This is a genomic window from Streptomyces sp. NPDC001135, assembly GCF_053598395.1.
The window spans coordinates 24,891-40,088 of sequence record NZ_JBSFKD010000001.1 but is presented as its reverse complement, the minus strand read 5'-3'; the positions used below and the strand labels follow the sequence as shown (position 1 = coordinate 40,088).

The 15,198-nt window shown below is 72.5% G+C and carries 16 protein-coding genes; 11 read left to right on the top strand and 5 right to left on the bottom strand.

Translation table 11 applies throughout. The features are described 5' to 3' along the window. Positions 1 to 10: 10 nt before the first annotated feature. The 3 genes from ACWC94_RS00210 to ACWC94_RS00200 are packed head-to-tail and all read right to left on the bottom strand — an operon-like array spanning position 11 to position 2,368. Positions 11 to 1,201: a hypothetical protein gene (locus ACWC94_RS00210; protein WP_450794072.1), complete on the bottom strand. Its 1,191-nt coding sequence runs from the start codon at positions 1,199 to 1,201 to the stop codon at positions 11 to 13. Between the two features lie 4 nt (positions 1,202 to 1,205). Further along, positions 1,206 to 1,460 (bottom strand): MoaD/ThiS family protein, encoded by a 255-nt coding sequence (locus ACWC94_RS00205; protein ID WP_450794071.1) that lies wholly within the window; start codon positions 1,458 to 1,460, stop codon positions 1,206 to 1,208. 56 nt (positions 1,461 to 1,516) lie between these two features. Further along, positions 1,517 to 2,368, bottom strand: coding sequence for an alpha/beta hydrolase (locus ACWC94_RS00200; RefSeq protein WP_450794070.1), 852 nt, complete (start codon positions 2,366 to 2,368; stop codon positions 1,517 to 1,519). 179 nt (positions 2,369 to 2,547) lie between these two features. Between ACWC94_RS00200 and ACWC94_RS00195 the strand changes: the two genes are divergently transcribed. From ACWC94_RS00195 to ACWC94_RS00170, 6 genes are all read left to right on the top strand, one after another. Next, a complete protein-coding gene (locus ACWC94_RS00195; RefSeq protein ID WP_450794069.1) occupies positions 2,548 to 3,357 on the top strand; it encodes a winged helix-turn-helix transcriptional regulator in 810 nt (269 codons plus the stop codon). An 82-nt stretch (positions 3,358 to 3,439) separates the two neighbouring features. Then, positions 3,440 to 4,465, top strand: a complete 1,026-nt coding sequence (locus ACWC94_RS00190) for a LacI family DNA-binding transcriptional regulator (RefSeq protein WP_450794068.1) — start codon at positions 3,440 to 3,442, stop codon at positions 4,463 to 4,465. A gap of 95 nt (positions 4,466 to 4,560) precedes the next feature. Beyond that, positions 4,561 to 5,550 carry a S1C family serine protease gene (locus ACWC94_RS00185; protein WP_450794067.1) on the top strand — a complete coding sequence of 330 codons (990 nt, stop codon included), beginning with the start codon at positions 4,561 to 4,563 and terminating at the stop codon, positions 5,548 to 5,550. 31 nt (positions 5,551 to 5,581) lie between these two features. Further along, positions 5,582 to 5,803 carry a hypothetical protein gene (locus ACWC94_RS00180; protein WP_450794066.1) on the top strand — a complete coding sequence of 74 codons (222 nt, stop codon included), beginning with the start codon at positions 5,582 to 5,584 and terminating at the stop codon, positions 5,801 to 5,803. A 117-nt stretch (positions 5,804 to 5,920) separates the two neighbouring features. Beyond that, entirely contained in the window at positions 5,921 to 6,655 is a 735-nt protein-coding gene (locus ACWC94_RS00175) for a response regulator transcription factor (RefSeq protein WP_450794065.1), read from the top strand. Then, on the top strand, positions 6,652 to 8,145 hold the full coding sequence (locus tag ACWC94_RS00170) for a HAMP domain-containing sensor histidine kinase (RefSeq protein ID WP_450794064.1): 1,494 nt from the start codon (positions 6,652 to 6,654) through the stop codon (positions 8,143 to 8,145). The genes ACWC94_RS00175 and ACWC94_RS00170 overlap by 4 nt, the downstream gene beginning before the upstream one ends. Positions 8,146 to 8,173: 28 nt before the next feature. Here ACWC94_RS00170 and ACWC94_RS00165 read toward each other — a convergent pair whose 3' ends face one another. Continuing rightward, positions 8,174 to 8,653, bottom strand: a complete 480-nt coding sequence (locus tag ACWC94_RS00165; protein ID WP_450794063.1) for a MarR family winged helix-turn-helix transcriptional regulator — start codon at positions 8,651 to 8,653, stop codon at positions 8,174 to 8,176. A 104-nt stretch (positions 8,654 to 8,757) separates the two neighbouring features. Between ACWC94_RS00165 and ACWC94_RS00160 the strand changes: the two genes are divergently transcribed. The 3 genes from ACWC94_RS00160 (at position 8,758) to mshD (ending at position 11,296) form a co-directional block, all read left to right on the top strand. Further along, a complete protein-coding gene (locus ACWC94_RS00160) occupies positions 8,758 to 9,648 on the top strand; it encodes an NmrA/HSCARG family protein (protein ID WP_450794062.1) in 891 nt (296 codons plus the stop codon). Next, entirely contained in the window at positions 9,645 to 10,097 is a 453-nt protein-coding gene (locus ACWC94_RS00155; RefSeq protein ID WP_450794061.1) for a MarR family winged helix-turn-helix transcriptional regulator, read from the top strand. Before ACWC94_RS00160 ends, ACWC94_RS00155 begins: the two co-directional genes overlap by 4 nt. Before the next feature lie 272 nt (positions 10,098 to 10,369). After that, positions 10,370 to 11,296: a mycothiol synthase gene (gene mshD, locus ACWC94_RS00150; protein ID WP_450794060.1), complete on the top strand. Its 927-nt coding sequence runs from the start codon at positions 10,370 to 10,372 to the stop codon at positions 11,294 to 11,296. Between the two features lie 70 nt (positions 11,297 to 11,366). Here mshD and ACWC94_RS00145 read toward each other — a convergent pair whose 3' ends face one another. Then, on the bottom strand, positions 11,367 to 11,501 hold the full coding sequence (locus ACWC94_RS00145; RefSeq protein WP_450794059.1) for a hypothetical protein: 135 nt from the start codon (positions 11,499 to 11,501) through the stop codon (positions 11,367 to 11,369). A gap of 218 nt (positions 11,502 to 11,719) precedes the next feature. On the opposite strand from ACWC94_RS00145, the gene ACWC94_RS00140 reads away from it, so the two are divergent. After that, entirely contained in the window at positions 11,720 to 14,077 is a 2,358-nt protein-coding gene (locus ACWC94_RS00140) for an RNA degradosome polyphosphate kinase (protein WP_450794058.1), read from the top strand. Continuing rightward, positions 14,058 to 15,182: a CHAD domain-containing protein gene (locus ACWC94_RS00135; RefSeq protein WP_450794057.1), complete on the top strand. Its 1,125-nt coding sequence runs from the start codon at positions 14,058 to 14,060 to the stop codon at positions 15,180 to 15,182. The genes ACWC94_RS00140 and ACWC94_RS00135 overlap by 20 nt, the downstream gene beginning before the upstream one ends. The last annotated feature ends 16 nt before the right edge of the window (positions 15,183 to 15,198 follow it).

The following is a 15,198-nucleotide window of genomic DNA, read 5'->3' as shown; positions in this document are numbered from 1 at the left end:
GGGGTTTCGCCTAGCCCAGCGCGCGCCCCAGCAGCCACACCACCGGTGCCGCCGCCGACAGGGGCAGGGCCACGCCCGCGGTGAAGTGGACGAAGCGGGACGGGTAGTCGTAGCTCGCGACCCGGTGTCCGACCAGTGCGCAGACGCCGGCCGCCGCCCCCAGGGCGGCGCCCTTCGCGCCCAGGCCGGTCATCCCGCCGACGGCGATCCCCGCACCCGCCGCCGCCAGCAGCGACACCACCACCGACACCGGCGAGGGCAGCGGCAGGGCGCGGGCCAGGATCGCCACCGCCACCGCCGCCGCACCCACCGACACCGCGTGCGGATCGGCACCCAGGTAGCCGGTGGCCAGGACCGAGAGGGCCGCCGAGACGACCGTCGCCATCAGGCCGTACATCCGCTCGTCCGGCGAGGCGTGCGAGCGCAGCTGCAGGACCAGGCACAGCAGGACCCAGACGCCGAGCGGGCCGAGGATCGCGGCGGGCACGTGGTCGCGGCCGGCGGCCAGGACGGCCACGTCCGCGGCGAGCCCGCCCGCGAAGGCCAGCGCGATGCCCTGCCGGGCCGGCCACATGCCGTTCAGCCGGAACCAGCCCGCCGCCGTCACCGCCTGGAGCAGCACGAGCGGGACGACCAGCGCGTACGAGGCGACCGGCGCCGTCGCGGCCAGCAGCAGGCCCAGCACCGCGGTCAGCAGCGCCGGCTGCATACCGGGCTCGATGATCGGCGAACGCCCCTCGAGGCGCGCCCGCTGGGCATCGGTGATCCGCGAGTTGCCGCCGAGCGTGGCGGGACCGTAGTCGGGCTCGGACTCCTCCGCCACGGCCTCCGGCGCCGCTGCCGGTGCCGGTGCCGCTGCCGGTGCGGGCTGCGGCTGGGCAGCGGCCGGGTACGGCTGGGCGTACTGCTGCCCGTACTGGCCCTCGAACGTCTGCGGCGGCACATACGCCGCCTCCGCCGCCTGCACCGGCATCTGCACCGACCCGTGCGTCTGCGTCTCCCAGGTCTGCCCCTGCCACTGCTGGGTCAGCTGGGGGTCGTAGCCCGGCTGCCGGCCGTACTGCTGCTGGTCGTACCCGGCCCATTGCTGCTGCTGGTACGGGTCGTAGCCCTCGTAGGGGCCGCCCTGGTACGGCGGTCCCCCCTCGTAGGGCTGTCCGCCCTCGTAGGGCTGTCCGCCCTGATACGGCTGGTCGCTCATCGCCTCATCCTCCTGCGAACGGCGGGAGCACCTCGACCGTGCCGCCCTCGGCCAGCCGTACCGTCTCATGCGCGCGGGTCCCGACGGGGTCACCGTCGACGAGGAAGGAGCATCGCTGCAGTACGCGCGTGAGTTCACCGGGGTGTCGCGCGCGCACTGCGGCCAGCGCGGCGGCGAGCGTGTCCGCGTCGTACGGCTCCTCGGCGACCTGGGCCGCGGCCTTGGCGGCGGCCCAGTAGCGCACCGTGACCTTGGGCATCTCGTTCCTCAATCGGCGGCAAGAAAAGACAGAGACAGAAGACAGATGGTGTCAGGCTAGCCCGCCCGGCCCGCGGCCCAGTGCGCGATCCGGGCGAGGAGCGCGTCGCCGGCCGCGTGTTCGGCGTGGCCCATGCCCGGCTCCACCCAGAGTTCCCCGTGGTCACCGGCTGCCTCGGCGAGCATCCGGGGGTGGTCGAGGGGGAAGTAGGCGTCGCGGTCGCCGTGCACGATCAGCAGGGGCGTGGGGGCGATCCCGGGGACCGACTCCACCGGGGACAGGGGCACCGGATCCCAGTCGCGGTGGTGGATGCGGGTGCGCAGGCCGTAGCGGCCGACCAGGCGGCCCTCGGGACGGGTGACCAGCCAGTGCAGGCGGCGCATGGGGGCCGTCCCCCGGTAGTACCAGCGGGCCGGGGCGCTGACCGAGACCACCGCGTCCACCGTGCCGGGGTGCAGGGCCGCGTGCCGCAGGACCACCGAGCCCCCCATGGAGAAGCCGACGGTCACCACGCGCCCGTGGCCGAGAGCGCGGACCCGCTCGACGGCCGCGGCGAGGTCCAGCACCTCCTTGTCGCCGACCGTGGAACGGCCGCCGGAGCGTCCGTGGCCGCGGAAGGAGAAGGTGAGGACCGCGCCGTAACCGCGCAGGACGCCCGCCACCCGTCGTACGTGCGGCCGGTCCACGTCCCCGGTGAACCCGTGCGCGACGACGAACACCAGGTCGCCCTGAGGTGTACGGGAGGCGTCCGGCTCCGTTTCGTATACGACCGCGCCCGGGTCGTATACGGAATCGACCGGAACGCCGTCGGCCGTGCGCAGAAACGTCCGGATAGGCGCCCGTCTGCCTGTCTCGCGATACGGACGAACGATGGAACGTGCCGCATGACCTGCCGGACCGTTGCTCATGTGGGCTATTCTGCTGGGCAGAGGACTCGGGCAGCGCAGCCCCCGGGTCCTTTTGTGCTTTCGGAAGCGTTGTATACGAAGCGGGAAACCTCGGGTGACCGCCGGTGTACGGGGCCTTCGGGAACGCAGAGCAGTGCCCGTCCGCACAGCCTCGCAGGGACCGAGGAGGAACCAGACGTATGAGTTCTCTGCTGCTCCTGACCAACGCCCTCCAGCCGTCGACGGAGGTGCTCCCCGCCCTCGGCCTGCTGCTGCACAACGTGCGGGTCGCTCCCGCGGAGGGCCCCGCCCTGGTCGACACGCCGGGCGCCGACGTGATCCTCGTCGACGGCCGCCGCGACCTGCCCCAGGTGCGCAGCCTGTGCCAGCTGCTGCGCTCCACCGGCCCCGGCTGTCCGCTGATCCTGGTCGTCACCGAGGGCGGTCTCGCCGCCGTCACCGCCGACTGGGGCATCGACGACGTCCTCCTCGACACCGCGGGCCCCGCGGAGGTGGAGGCCCGGCTGCGGCTGGCCATGGGACGCCAGCAGATCGTCAACGACGACTCCCCCATGGAGATCCGCAACGGCGATCTGTCGGTGGACGAGGCGACGTACAGCGCGAAACTCAAGGGCCGGGTCCTCGACCTCACCTTCAAGGAGTTCGAGCTGCTCAAGTACCTCGCCCAGCACCCGGGCCGCGTCTTCACCCGCGCCCAGCTGCTGCAGGAGGTGTGGGGCTACGACTACTTCGGCGGCACCCGGACGGTCGACGTCCACGTACGGCGGCTGCGCGCCAAGCTCGGCCCCGAGCACGAGTCGCTGATCGGCACCGTCCGCAACGTCGGTTATCGGTTCGTCACGCCCGAGAAGGCCGACCGGACCGCCGAGGACTCCAGGGCGAAGGCCGACCGGGCCAAGGCCGACCGGACCGAGGCGGACCGGGCCGAGGCGCAGGATGCGGACGCATCGGCCGTCCGGGACGGCGCCGAGGTCCACGCGGACGCCTAGTTCCCGTCCGGCGGACCCCTGGTTCCCATCCAAGGGCTGGTACGCCCTGCCCAGGGCGGGTCAATCCGCGTAGACTCCGCGCGTGGCCAAGGTGACTCGGGATGACGTGGCACGGCTGGCTGGGACCTCCACCGCCGTCGTCAGTTATGTCATCAACAACGGACCCCGGCCGGTCGCCCCGGCCACGCGCGAGCGTGTCCTCGCGGCGATCAAGGAACTGGGGTACCGCCCCGACCGGGTCGCCCAGGCGATGGCGTCCCGGCGCACCGACCTCATAGGCCTGATCATCCCGGACGCCCGCCAGCCGTTCTTCGGCGAGATGGCGCACGCGGTCGAGCAGGCCGCCTCCGAGCGCGGAAAGATGGTCCTGGTCGGCAACACCGACTACATCGGTGAGCGCGAGGTCCACTATCTGCGCGCCTTCCTGGGCATGCGCGTCTCCGGGCTGATCCTGGTGAGCCACGCCCTGAACGACCTCGCCGCCGCCGAGATCGAGGCCTGGGACGCCCGGGTGGTCCTGCTGCACGAGCGTCCCGAGGCCATCGACGACGTGGCCGTGGTCACGGACGACCTCGGCGGCGCCCAGCTCGCCGTACGCCACCTGCTGGAGCACGGCTACGAGTACGTCGCCTGTATGGGCGGTACGGCGGAGACACCGGCCGTCGGCGACCCGGTCTCCGACCACGTCGAGGGCTGGAAGCGGGCCATGGACGAGGCAGGCCTGCCCACCGAGGGCCGGCTGTTCGAGGCGCCGTACAACCGCTACGACGCCTATCGCGTCGCGCTGGACATCCTCTCCGGCCCCGACCGGCCGCCGGCGATCTTCTGCTCCACCGACGACCAGGCGATCGGCCTGCTGCGGGCCGCGCGCGAGCTGCGCATCGACGTGCCCGGCAAGCTGGCGGTGGCCGCGTTCGACGACATCAAGGAGGCGGCGCTGGCCGACCCGCCGCTGACCACGGTCGCCTCGGACCGCTCGGCGATGGCCCGTGCGGCGGTCGACCTGGTCCTGGACGACGGACTGCGGGTGGCGGGGTCACGCCGGGAGCGCCTGAAGACGTTCCCGTCCCGGCTGGTGGTCCGCACGAGCTGCGGCTGCGAGGCCTGAGCCGCACAGGTCTTTATACAGGGCAAACGAGGTTCTGCCGGGCTTCTCAGCGAGCACTCAGGAACCTCTCATGGTCACGGGGGATTCTTCTGGACATGACCGAGAGCCAGGGTTCCCACCCCCAGCAGCCCAGCAGCTACTCCGCTCCCGTGAACCCCGAGTGGCCGCCTCCGCCGCCGTACCAGCCGGTGACGGCGGTGGCACCCGAGCCGCGCAAGAAGCGCAACGGCGGCCCCGTCGCCCTCCTCGCGGCCGTCGCGATCGTGGCGGCGGCGGTCGGCGGCGCCACGGCGTACGGCTTCCAGGAACTGGCCGGCAAGGACACGGTCGCCTCCGCCGGTACGACCACGCGTGTGGTGCCGACCGGCAAGAAGGGCGACGTCGCCGCGATCGCCGCCGCGGTCAGCCCGAGCGTGGTCGAGATCAACGCGACCCTGGGCAACGGCTCCTCCACCGGCTCCGGCGTGGTCATCGCCTCGAACGGCGAGATCGTCACCAACAACCACGTCGTCTCCGGCGCGCAGTCCATCAAGGTGCGCACCAGCGACGGCAGCAGCTACACCGCCGACGTCGTCGGTACCGACAGCTCCAAGGACCTCGCGCTGATCAAGCTGCGCGGCGCCTCCGGGCTGAAGCCCGCCTCACTCGGCAACTCGTCGGGCGTCCAGGTCGGTGACTCGGTCGTCGCGATCGGCTCCCCCGAGGGCCTGACCGGCACCGTCACCAGCGGTATCGTCTCCGCGCTCAACCGGGACGTGACCGTCTCCACCGACGAGAACCAGGGCCAGGGCGGCGACGGTCAGTGGCCGTTCCAGTTCGGCGGCCGTGAGTTCAACGGCGACACGGGCTCGTCCACGACGACCTACAAGGCCATCCAGACCGACGCCTCGCTGAACCCCGGCAACTCCGGCGGCGCGCTGATCGACGCGAGCGGCAACGTCATCGGCATCAACTCCGCGATGTACTCGTCGAGCCAGCAGTCCTCCTCGTCCTCGGACGCGGGCAGCATCGGTCTCGGCTTCGCGATCCCCGTCAACACCGTCAAGTCCGACCTGGCCAAGCTGCGGGCGGGCGACAAGAGCTAACGCTTCACCCTCAGTCAGCAGGGAGTACGTCATGATCCAGCATGTCTCGCACAAGACCGCCGGCCGCCGTCCCGCCGACGTCACCCTCGCCCTGTCGATCGTCCGCGATCTGCACGCGCCCGTCCCGGCGCCCCGCGTCCCCGAAGTGGCCCTGCCGTCGGCCCCGCGCGAGCTGATGGGCCTGCGCACCTCCGCCGCCCGCCCCCACCGCCGCAAGGTGCCGCTGCGCCGCCTCACCGCGGTCCAGGCCTGACCCGGACGCTGCGCCACCCGGCGCGACCCCGGCGCTGTGCCGCCCGGCCCGTCGGGCGTGGCAGGCTGAGAGACACCCGTTCATCCTGTCCCCGCACCCCCTGAGGAATCGCGAGCGATGAGCCCCGCCGAAGGCGACCGTGACCCCCAGCGCATCCTGATCGTCGACGACGAGCCGGCCGTGCGCGAGGCGCTGCAGCGCAGCCTCGCGTTCGACGGGTACGACACGCAGGTGGCCGTCGACGGCGCGGACGCGCTGGAGAAGGCCTCCGCCTACAAGCCCGACCTGGTCGTCCTGGACATCCAGATGCCGCGCATGGACGGTCTGACCGCTGCCCGCCGCATCCGCGGCGCCGGCGACACGACTCCCATCCTGATGCTGACGGCCAGGGACACGGTCGGGGACCGGGTGACCGGTCTGGACGCGGGCGCCGACGACTACCTGGTCAAACCCTTCGAACTGGACGAGCTGTTCGCCCGTATCCGCGCGCTGCTGCGGCGCAGCTCGTACGCGGCGGCGGTGTCGGCTCAGGCCCAGGAGGACGAGGCGCTGACCTTCGCGGACCTGCGGATGGACCTGGCGACCCGCGAGGTGACCCGGGGCGGCCGGCAGGTGGAACTGACCCGCACGGAGTTCACCCTGCTGGAGATGTTCATGGCGCATCCGCGCCAGGTACTGACCCGCGAGCAGATCCTGAAGGCGGTCTGGGGCTTCGACTTCGAGCCGTCCTCCAACTCGCTCGACGTCTACGTCATGTACCTGCGCCGCAAGACCGAGGCCGGCGGCGAGCCGCGCCTCGTGCACACGGTGCGGGGCGTGGGATACGTCCTGCGCCAGGGCGGCGCCGAGTGAACAAGCTGGTACGGCGCTACCGCTCGCTTCCGATCCGGGCCCGGCTCGCGATGCTGGTCGCGGCGGCGGTGGCGTTCGCGGTCGCGGCGGTCTCGGTCACCTGCTGGTTCATCGTGCAGCGCAAACTGGACGTGCAGGTCAACAAGACCCTCGACAACTTCAACCAGCGGCTGTCCGAGGACCAGATCACCGCGGTCCTGGCCACCTGCCCGACGAGCGCGGACGAGCCGCCACCCAACGCGGTGCGTCCCACCTTCTACTACATGCAGGTGATCAGGTCGGACGGCCAGGCCTGCGTGTTCAACTACTCCAGGGGAGCGGTGACGCCCTCGGCGCAGGACGCGGCGGTGGCCGCGAAGGGGGACGTCCGCATCTATCACGACGCCAAGGACACCCACGGCAATGACGTACGGGTCAAGACCGTGCCGATACTGGTGGGAGGCCCCGGCATCGTTCCCCAGCGCTACCCCGGGGTCGCCCTGATGGTCGCCGTCTCCCTCAAGGACACCCAGCGGACCCTCAACGACCTGGCACTCGTCCTGCTCCTCGTCTCCGGCATCGGAGTGATCGGCGCGGGAGCCGCGGGTCTCGTGGTGGCCCGTGCGGGGCTGCGCCCGGTCGACAAGCTCACCGAGGCCGTGGAGGAGGTGGCCCGGACCGAGGATCTGACGATCCGCATCCCGGTGGAGGACGACAGCGAGGACGAGGTCGCCCGGCTCTCCCGGTCCTTCAACTCCATGACCGCCTCGCTGGCCAGTTCCCGCGACCTCCAGCAGCAGCTGATCGCCGACGCCGGCCACGAGCTCCGTACGCCCCTGACGTCGTTGCGCACGAACATCGAGCTCCTCACCCGCAGCGAGGAGACGGGCCGGCCGCTTCCGCCGGAGGACCGCAAGGCCCTGCTCGCCTCGGTGAAGGCGCAGATGACGGAACTGGCCGCGCTGATCGGCGACCTGCAGGAGCTGTCCCGCTCGGAGGGCCAGCGCGGCGAGCGCCTCCAGATGGTGGCACTGCGGGACACCGTCGAGGCGGCCCTGCGCCGCGCCCGGCTGCGGGGCCCGGAGCTGACGATCACGGCGGACCTGGAGCCCTGGTACGTCCGGGCGGAGCCCTCCGCGCTGGAGCGGGCGGTCGTCAACATCCTCGACAACGCGGTGAAGTTCAGCCCCGAGGGCGGCACGATCGAAGTGCAGCTGAGCGAGGGCGTACTGACGGTCCGGGACCACGGCCCCGGTATCCCCGAGGACGAACTCCCCCACGTCTTCGACCGCTTCTGGCGCTCCCCGAGCGCGCGCGCGTTGCCGGGCTCGGGCCTCGGCCTGTCCATCGTGGCCCGCACGGTCCAGCAGGCGGGCGGCAAGGTCACCCTGACCCGGGCGAACGGCGGCGGCACGACGGCGTCGGTACGCCTGCCGGGCGCGCCGACGCCTCCGCCGGAGACCCCGGGGACACCTGAGACACCGGGGACGTCCGGGGCGCCGGCCGGCTGAGCGGATCCCGCGGGCGCACCCGGTCGGCTCAGTCCGGCTTCGGCCGGGTGCGCAGGTGCGCGATCTGGGCGCGGCTGAGGTCGTTCGCGCGGCGCATGTGCCGGATGATCACCTGGAGTTCGGCGTCGGTGTGGTCGTCGAAGATGGCCTGCCAGCCCTGCCGCAGATCACCCCACACGGCGGCGACCCGGGCGATGTGCTCCGGGACCGGGGTGACCAGGACGCGGCGGCGGTCCTGCCGGTCGGGGGTGCGGACGACATAGCCGCCGCGTTCGAGCCGGTCCACCAGGCGGGTGGCCGAGCCGGTGGTGAGGCCGGTCATGTCGGCGATCTGGCGGACCGTGAGAGGTTCCGGCTCGGCCGTCAGCAGGCTCAGACACTGCACGTCGGTGGGGTGCAGGCCGAGGTGGTCGGCGACGGCCTGGTTGAACAGGACGTAGGCCGCCAGATAGCGGCGCGATTCCGTGGACAGTTCCTCGTACAGCCGGTCCCGGCTCGGCTCCGTCATATGGCTCGCCTCCAAATCGCTGCGCGGCGCAGCAACCGACTGCTATTCTCCTGCGTGGCGCAGCTAATGCGTCACACAGTCATTCTATTCCACGGGGGACACCCATGCTCACCGTCGCCGTCACCGGCGCCACCGGCGCCCAGGGCGGGGCCACCGCCCGCGCCCTGCTGGCCGCCGGCCACCGCGTCCGCGCCCTGACCCGCCGCCCCGACGCACCGGCCGCCACCGCCCTGCGCACCCTCGGTGCCGAGATCCGCCCCGCCGACTTCGACGACCGCGCCTCCCTCGACGCGGCCCTCACCGGCGCCGACGCGCTCTTCGGGGTCACCACCCCGTTCGGCACCGACACCGGCACCGAAGTCCGGCAGGGCCGGGCCCTGGTCGACGCCGCCGCGGCCGCTCGCGTCGGCCACGTCGTCCTCACCTCGGCCGCGCACGCCGACCGCGGCACCGGCATACCGCACTACGAGAGCAAGTACGCGGTCGAGCGGCATCTGCGCGAGTCCGGGGTGCCCTGGACGGTGATCGCCCCGGCCGCCTTCATGGACAACCACGCGGGCGGCTGGGCCCTGGAGGGGCTGCGCGAGAACACCTTCGGCTGGCCCATGCCCGCCGACCGGCCGATCACACTCATCCCCGCCGCCGACATCGGCGCGTTCGCGGCCCTGGTGACGGAGCGCCGCGAAGAGTTCTCCGGCAGCCGCATCGACATCGCCTCCGACATCTGTACGCCCGCACAGATCGCGGCCGTCCTCGCCACCGCCACCGGCCGCCCGGTCACCCACCACGAGGTGCCCCTGCGGTACGTCCGGGCCCACTCCGCCGACCTGGCGGCCATGTTCGAGTACTTCAACACCCACGGTCTGGACGTCGACGTCGCCGGCCTGCGGCGCGCCTGGCCCGAGGTGGGCTGGCACACCTTCGCGCAGTGGGCGTCCGCACAGGACTGGCCGCGGCTGCTGACCGGCCCCGCCCCGGAGGGATCCCCCGCGTGAAGCCCATCGGCTACTGGCTCAACCGCACCGACAAGGCCCTGACCCGCGCCATGAACGCCACGCTGACGGAGTTCGGTCTCACCCGCGTCGACTGGCAGGTGCTCAACGTCGTCCGCGACACCCCTGGGGCCGGCGACCGCGACGTCCTGTCGGCCCTCGCCGCCAACGCCGACGTCCTCACGCTGAGGGCGTCCGTCGACGCCGTACTCACCGGCGGCTGGGCGACCCGCACCGCACCGGACCGGCTCACCCTCACCCAGGACGGCCGGCGCCGGCTGGCGGCCGTGGCCGAGCGGGTCGACGCGTTCCGCGGCCAGTGCACGACCGGCATCTCACCGGACGAGTACCGCACCGCCGTCCGGGTCCTGGAACGCATGGCCGCCAACGCGGAGGAGGTCACCGCGGAGGAGGGCACCGCGGAGGACGGCAACCTTGTGCCGGGCCGGTGACGACTGCTCGGCGATCACCCCCGGATCGCGTACGGCCTCCCGCTCGCGCTCGCCGCCACCCGGGGAAGCCGTCACCGGGCCCCAGCGGAGGGCGTGTTCGTGCTCGGCGCGACGCATGTGCCCTGGGACGTGGACCCCGCGCATCCTGCTCTGGGCGGGACTGGTGCCGATCGCGGCGACGATCTGGTTCGGCCGGAAGAAGACCACCTGGCCGGAAAAGGGCAATTCCGGTGAGACCTCAATCAATGAGTCACCTGCCGTACCCTCTACCCATGAGCAGCGACGACACCGTACGGGCCTTCCCCGCCCGCTCCATCGAGACCCATTCCGCGCTCACCCCGGACCAGGCCGAGGCCGTGCTGGCCCTGCTCGCCGAGGCCGCCCGGGTCGACGGGCAGCAGCCGGTGTCCGAGCAGGGGCGGCTGCAGCTGCGCGGGGGTGCCCGCGAGGGCGTCTCGCATCTGCTGCTGACCCTCGGCGGCGAACTCGTCGGCTACGCCCAGCTGGAGGACACCGACCCGGTGGAGGCACCGGCCGCCGAACTCGTCGTCCACCCCACGCACCGCGGGCACGGACACGGCCGGGCGCTCGGCTCGGCGCTGCTCGCCGCCTCCGGCAAGCGGCTCCGGGTCTGGGCGCACGGCGGGCATTCCGCCGCCCGGCATCTCGCCCAGGTGCTCGGCCTGACCCTGTTCCGCGAACTGCGCCAGATGCGGCGGCCGTTGACCGACCTGGCGCTGCCCGACCCCGTACTGGCGGAGGGCGTGACCGTGCGGGCCTTCGTGCCCGGCAAGGACGACGCCGCCTGGCTCGAGGTCAACGCCGCCGCCTTCGCCCACCACCCCGAGCAGGGCTCGCTGACCCAACGGGACCTCGACGACCGCAAGTCCGAGCCGTGGTTCGACCCGGCCGGGTTCTTCCTCGCCGAACGGCGTGGGGAGTTGGTCGGCTTCCACTGGACCAAGGTGCACGCCGAGGAGGGGCTCGGCGAGGTGTACGTCCTCGGCGTGCGGCCGGGCGAGCAGGGCGGCGGGCTCGGCAAGGCCCTCACCACGATCGGCCTGCGCCACCTGGCCGCCCAGCAGCTGCCCACCGCGATGCTCTACGTAGACGCCGACAACCAGGCGGCGGTGTCGGTGTACGAGCGGCTGGGCTTCAGCACGTACGAGACGGACCTGATGTACCGCACGGAGACCTGAGCACGGGCCGCCGGTACCGGCGGCCCGACGGCTCGCACAGCACCACCGCCCACCACCGCCCGGCGGCCGGTCAACAGACGCACGAGCACGACGACGCGGAGCCGACGGAGGCGATCAGGGCGACACGCGCGGCACCGAACTGGGCGGCGCGAATCAGCGCGGCGGCGAGCAGGGCGACGGCGAACTGGGCGGCGCGAATCAGCACGCCGCGGATCAGCGCGGCGGCGATGGACCGGCCGGGTCCGGCTCGCCCGTGTGGCGTGCGGGGGCCGCGTCCGCGGCGAGGGCCGGGCACGAACGCGGTGCCGGCCGTCGGGCATCCACGTCACTTTCGCGATCACGACCCCCGGGAGCCTCCCCCCGCTATCCCGCACGTCATGTCTCCGTAACCATCGATTCAGCCAGGCTTGCGACGCTCGGCGAATGAAGCCCGCCGTGCCAGAGCCTTCGCCGCCCCCCGAGGGGCCCGCGGGAAACGGGACCGTGACGCTCCCTCCCGCACGTTCCGACGCGCCCGTCTCGCCCTTGGCGCGGAAGAATGGGTTCATGAGTCAGCAAGACACCCAGGCAGCCGAGGTCCAGCACGTCCAGCCCTCCGTGGGCTCCATCGCAGCGCACCGCCCGCACACGGTGTCCGCGACCGTCTCCGACCTGGAACCCGACATCGATGCCGACCTCGACGCGTACGAAGAGTCGCAGGTCGACGGCGCACCGTTGCCGCAGGGCCGGTTCCTCGACCGTGAACGCAGCTGGCTCGCCTTCAACGAGCGCGTCCTCGAGCTGGCCGAGGACCCGAACACGCCCCTGCTGGAGCGTGCGAACTTCCTCGCGATCTTCGCCAGCAACCTGGACGAGTTCTTCATGGTCCGGGTGGCAGGCCTGAAGCGCCGCATCGCCACCGGCGTGGCCACACGCTCCGCCTCCGGGCTGCAGCCGCGTGAGGTACTGGAGATGATCTGGGCCCGCTCGCGCGAGCTCATGGCCCGGCACGCCGCCTGCTACCACGAGGACGTCGCCCCCGCACTCGCGGACGAGGGCATCCACCTGGTCCGGTGGAACGAGCTGGCCGAGAAGGAGCAGGCCCGCCTCTTCACGCTCTTCCGCCACCAGATCTTCCCGGTCCTCACCCCGCTGGCCGTGGACCCCGCGCACCCGTTCCCGTACATCTCCGGCCTGTCCCTGAACCTGGCCGTCGTCGTACGCAACCCGGTCAGCGGCCACAAGCACTTCGCCCGCGTGAAGGTGCCGCCGCTGCTGTCCCGCTTCCTGGAGGCCGCCCCGGGCCGGTACGTCCCTCTGGAGGACGTCATCGCCGCCCACCTCGAGGAGCTGTTCCCGGGGATGGAGGTGCTGGAGCACCACGCCTTCCGGCTGACCCGGAACGAGGACCTGGAGGTCGAGGAGGACGACGCCGAGAACCTCCTCCAGGCCCTGGAGAAGGAGCTCATGCGGCGCCGCTTCGGCCCGCCGGTGCGCCTGGAGGTCGAGGAGTCCATCGACCGCGAGGTGCTGGACCTGCTGGTCCGCGAGCTGAAGATCAGCGAGGCCGAGGTGTACCCGCTCCCCGGCCCCCTGGACCTCACCGGCCTCTTCCGCATCCACAGCCTCGACCGGCCCGAGCTGAAGTACCCGAAGTTCGTCGCCGGCACCCACCGCGACCTCGCCGAGGTCGAGTCGGCGTCCCCGCCGGACATCTTCGCCGCCCTGCGCACCCGGGACGTGCTGCTGCACCACCCGTACGACAGCTTCTCCACCTCCGTGCAGGCCTTCCTGGAGCAGGCGGCGGCCGACCCGGACGTCCTCGCGATCAAGCAGACCCTGTACCGCACCTCCGGCGACTCCCCGATAGTCGACGCGCTCATCGACGCCGCCGAGTCCGGCAAGCAGGTCCTCGTCCTGGTCGAGATCAAGGCCCGCTTCGACGAGCACGCCAACATCAAGTGGGCGCGCAAGCTGGAGGAGGCCGGCTGTCACGTCGTCTACGGCCTGGTCGGCCTGAAGACGCACTGCAAGCTGTCCCTGGTGGTCCGCCAGGAGGGCGAGACCCTGCGCCGCTACAGCCACGTCGGCACCGGCAACTACCACCCGAAGACGGCGCGCCTGTACGAGGACCTGGGCCTGCTCACCGCCGACCCGCAGGTCGGCGCGGACCTGTCCGACCTGTTCAACCGCCTGTCGGGCTACTCCCGCCGCGAGACCTACCGCCGCCTGCTGGTGGCCCCCAAGTCCCTGCGGGACGGCCTGATCTCGCGCATAGACAAGGAAGTCCAGCACCACCGCGCGGGCCGTCCGGCCTTCGTCCGCGTCAAGGTCAACTCCATAGTCGACGAGGCGGTCATCGACGCCCTCTACCGCGCGTCCCAGGCGGGCGTGCCGGTGGACGTGTGGGTGCGCGGCATCTGCGCGATCCGCCCCGGCGTCGCCGGCCTGTCCGACAACATCCGGGTCCGCTCGATCCTCGGCCGCTTCCTGGAGCACTCCCGCGTCTTCGCCTTCGGCAACGGCGGCGAACCCGAGGTGTGGATCGGCAGCGCCGACATGATGCACCGCAACCTCGACCGCCGGATAGAGGCCCTGGTGCGGGTCGTCGACCCCGCCCACCGCGCAGCCCTCAACCGGCTGCTGGACACCGGCATGTCCGACACGACCGTCTCCTGGCACCTCGGCCCCGACGGCGAGTGGACACGGCACGCGACCGACGCGGACGGCCAACCCCTGCGCAACGTCCAGGAGATGCTCATAGACGCCCGGAGGCGCCGGCGTGGCACAGCGACACCTTGACCCGACGGATCCCACGGCCGAGGTGGTGACCGGGGACGCCCTCGCGGCGTTCCTGCGCGCCCAGGCCACGGAGTTCCTCCGCGCCCTGCGCCTGCACCGCGAGACGGGGGGCACCACGGCGAACGGCACGGAGGAGTCCGTCGACGCGGCACGCCTGCTGCGGCGCTCGGCCCGCCGCATCAGCGGCAGCCTGCACACCTTCCGCCCCCTCCTCGACCCCGACTGGTCCGAGGAGATGCGCCCCGAACTGGCGTGGCTTTCGGGCACGTTGGGCCTTGAGCACGCATACGAGTCCCGCCTGGAACGCCTGCTCCTGGCCTTGCACCGCCTGTCGGGGGCGGCGGTGCTCCCGGTCCAGGCGGTCGATGCGGCAGCCGTCGTGGCCGCGGGCAGCCGTGCCGCCGGGGCGGCGGCCGTGCCCCTGAAAGCGGCAGCCGCCAACGCCAGTGGCCCGGCCGGCCAGACGCCCCCCGCGGAACGCGGCAACCTGACCGTCGGCGCGGCGAAGGCGGGCGCCCTGCTGGAACGCCAGCTGACGCTGGCCCGGACCCGGGCCCACTCCACGGCGCTGCAGGCCCTCGGCTCCTCCCGCTTCCACGCCGTCGCCGACAAGGTCGCCGTACTCGCCAGCGAGGTCCCCCTCACCCCCGCCGCCCCCACCACCGACCTGCACCCCCTGGCAGCCGCCGCGGAGGAACGGCTGACAGACGCCATCACCGCGCTCCCTCTGGTCACCGCGGGCCACCCGTACAACGCGGAGGCCCTCGTCCACGGCCTGTCCCCGGATCCGTCCCCCCACCCCCAGGACGGCCCCTGGCACCAGGTACGCCTGCTGCTGCGCCTGCACCGGTACGCCCGGGAGGTGCTGCACGAGGGCAACGCCCCGGTGGACGTACCGCTGTTGACGGCGGGGCAGGCACTGAACCGGCACCGGGACGCCTCGGAGGCGGCAGCGGCGGCGGCCCAGGCGGCCCGTACCCCCCGGATCGCCCCGGCGACGGCGTACGCGCTCGGAGTGCTCCACGCCGACCAGCGGCACGAGGTGGAGGCCGCCAGGTTCGCCTTCCAGCAGGCCTGGCAGAAGCAGACCGTGAGCGCGCCCTGAGTCGCCGTTCGGGCGC

Bases quoted from the DNA above. Each gene is read 5' to 3' on its own strand.
- ACWC94_RS00160 (WP_450794062.1), top strand. From the start codon at position 8,758: ATGCTCACCGTCGCCGTCACCGGCGCCACCGGCGCCCAGGGCGGGGCC.
- ACWC94_RS00180 (WP_450794066.1), top strand. From the start codon at position 5,582: ATGATCCAGCATGTCTCGCACAAGACCGCCGGCCGCCGTCCCGCCGAC.
- ACWC94_RS00165 (WP_450794063.1), bottom strand. From the start codon at position 8,653: ATGACGGAGCCGAGCCGGGACCGGCTGTACGAGGAACTGTCCACGGAA.
- ACWC94_RS00210 (WP_450794072.1), bottom strand. From the start codon at position 1,201: ATGAGCGACCAGCCGTATCAGGGCGGACAGCCCTACGAGGGCGGACAG.
- ACWC94_RS00205 (WP_450794071.1), bottom strand. From the start codon at position 1,460: ATGCCCAAGGTCACGGTGCGCTACTGGGCCGCCGCCAAGGCCGCGGCC.
- mshD (WP_450794060.1), top strand. From the start codon at position 10,370: ATGAGCAGCGACGACACCGTACGGGCCTTCCCCGCCCGCTCCATCGAG.
- ACWC94_RS00140 (WP_450794058.1), top strand. From the start codon at position 11,720: ATGAAGCCCGCCGTGCCAGAGCCTTCGCCGCCCCCCGAGGGGCCCGCG.
- ACWC94_RS00185 (WP_450794067.1), top strand. From the start codon at position 4,561: ATGACCGAGAGCCAGGGTTCCCACCCCCAGCAGCCCAGCAGCTACTCC.
- ACWC94_RS00175 (WP_450794065.1), top strand. From the start codon at position 5,921: ATGAGCCCCGCCGAAGGCGACCGTGACCCCCAGCGCATCCTGATCGTC.
- ACWC94_RS00195 (WP_450794069.1), top strand. From the start codon at position 2,548: ATGAGTTCTCTGCTGCTCCTGACCAACGCCCTCCAGCCGTCGACGGAG.
- ACWC94_RS00200 (WP_450794070.1), bottom strand. From the start codon at position 2,368: ATGAGCAACGGTCCGGCAGGTCATGCGGCACGTTCCATCGTTCGTCCG.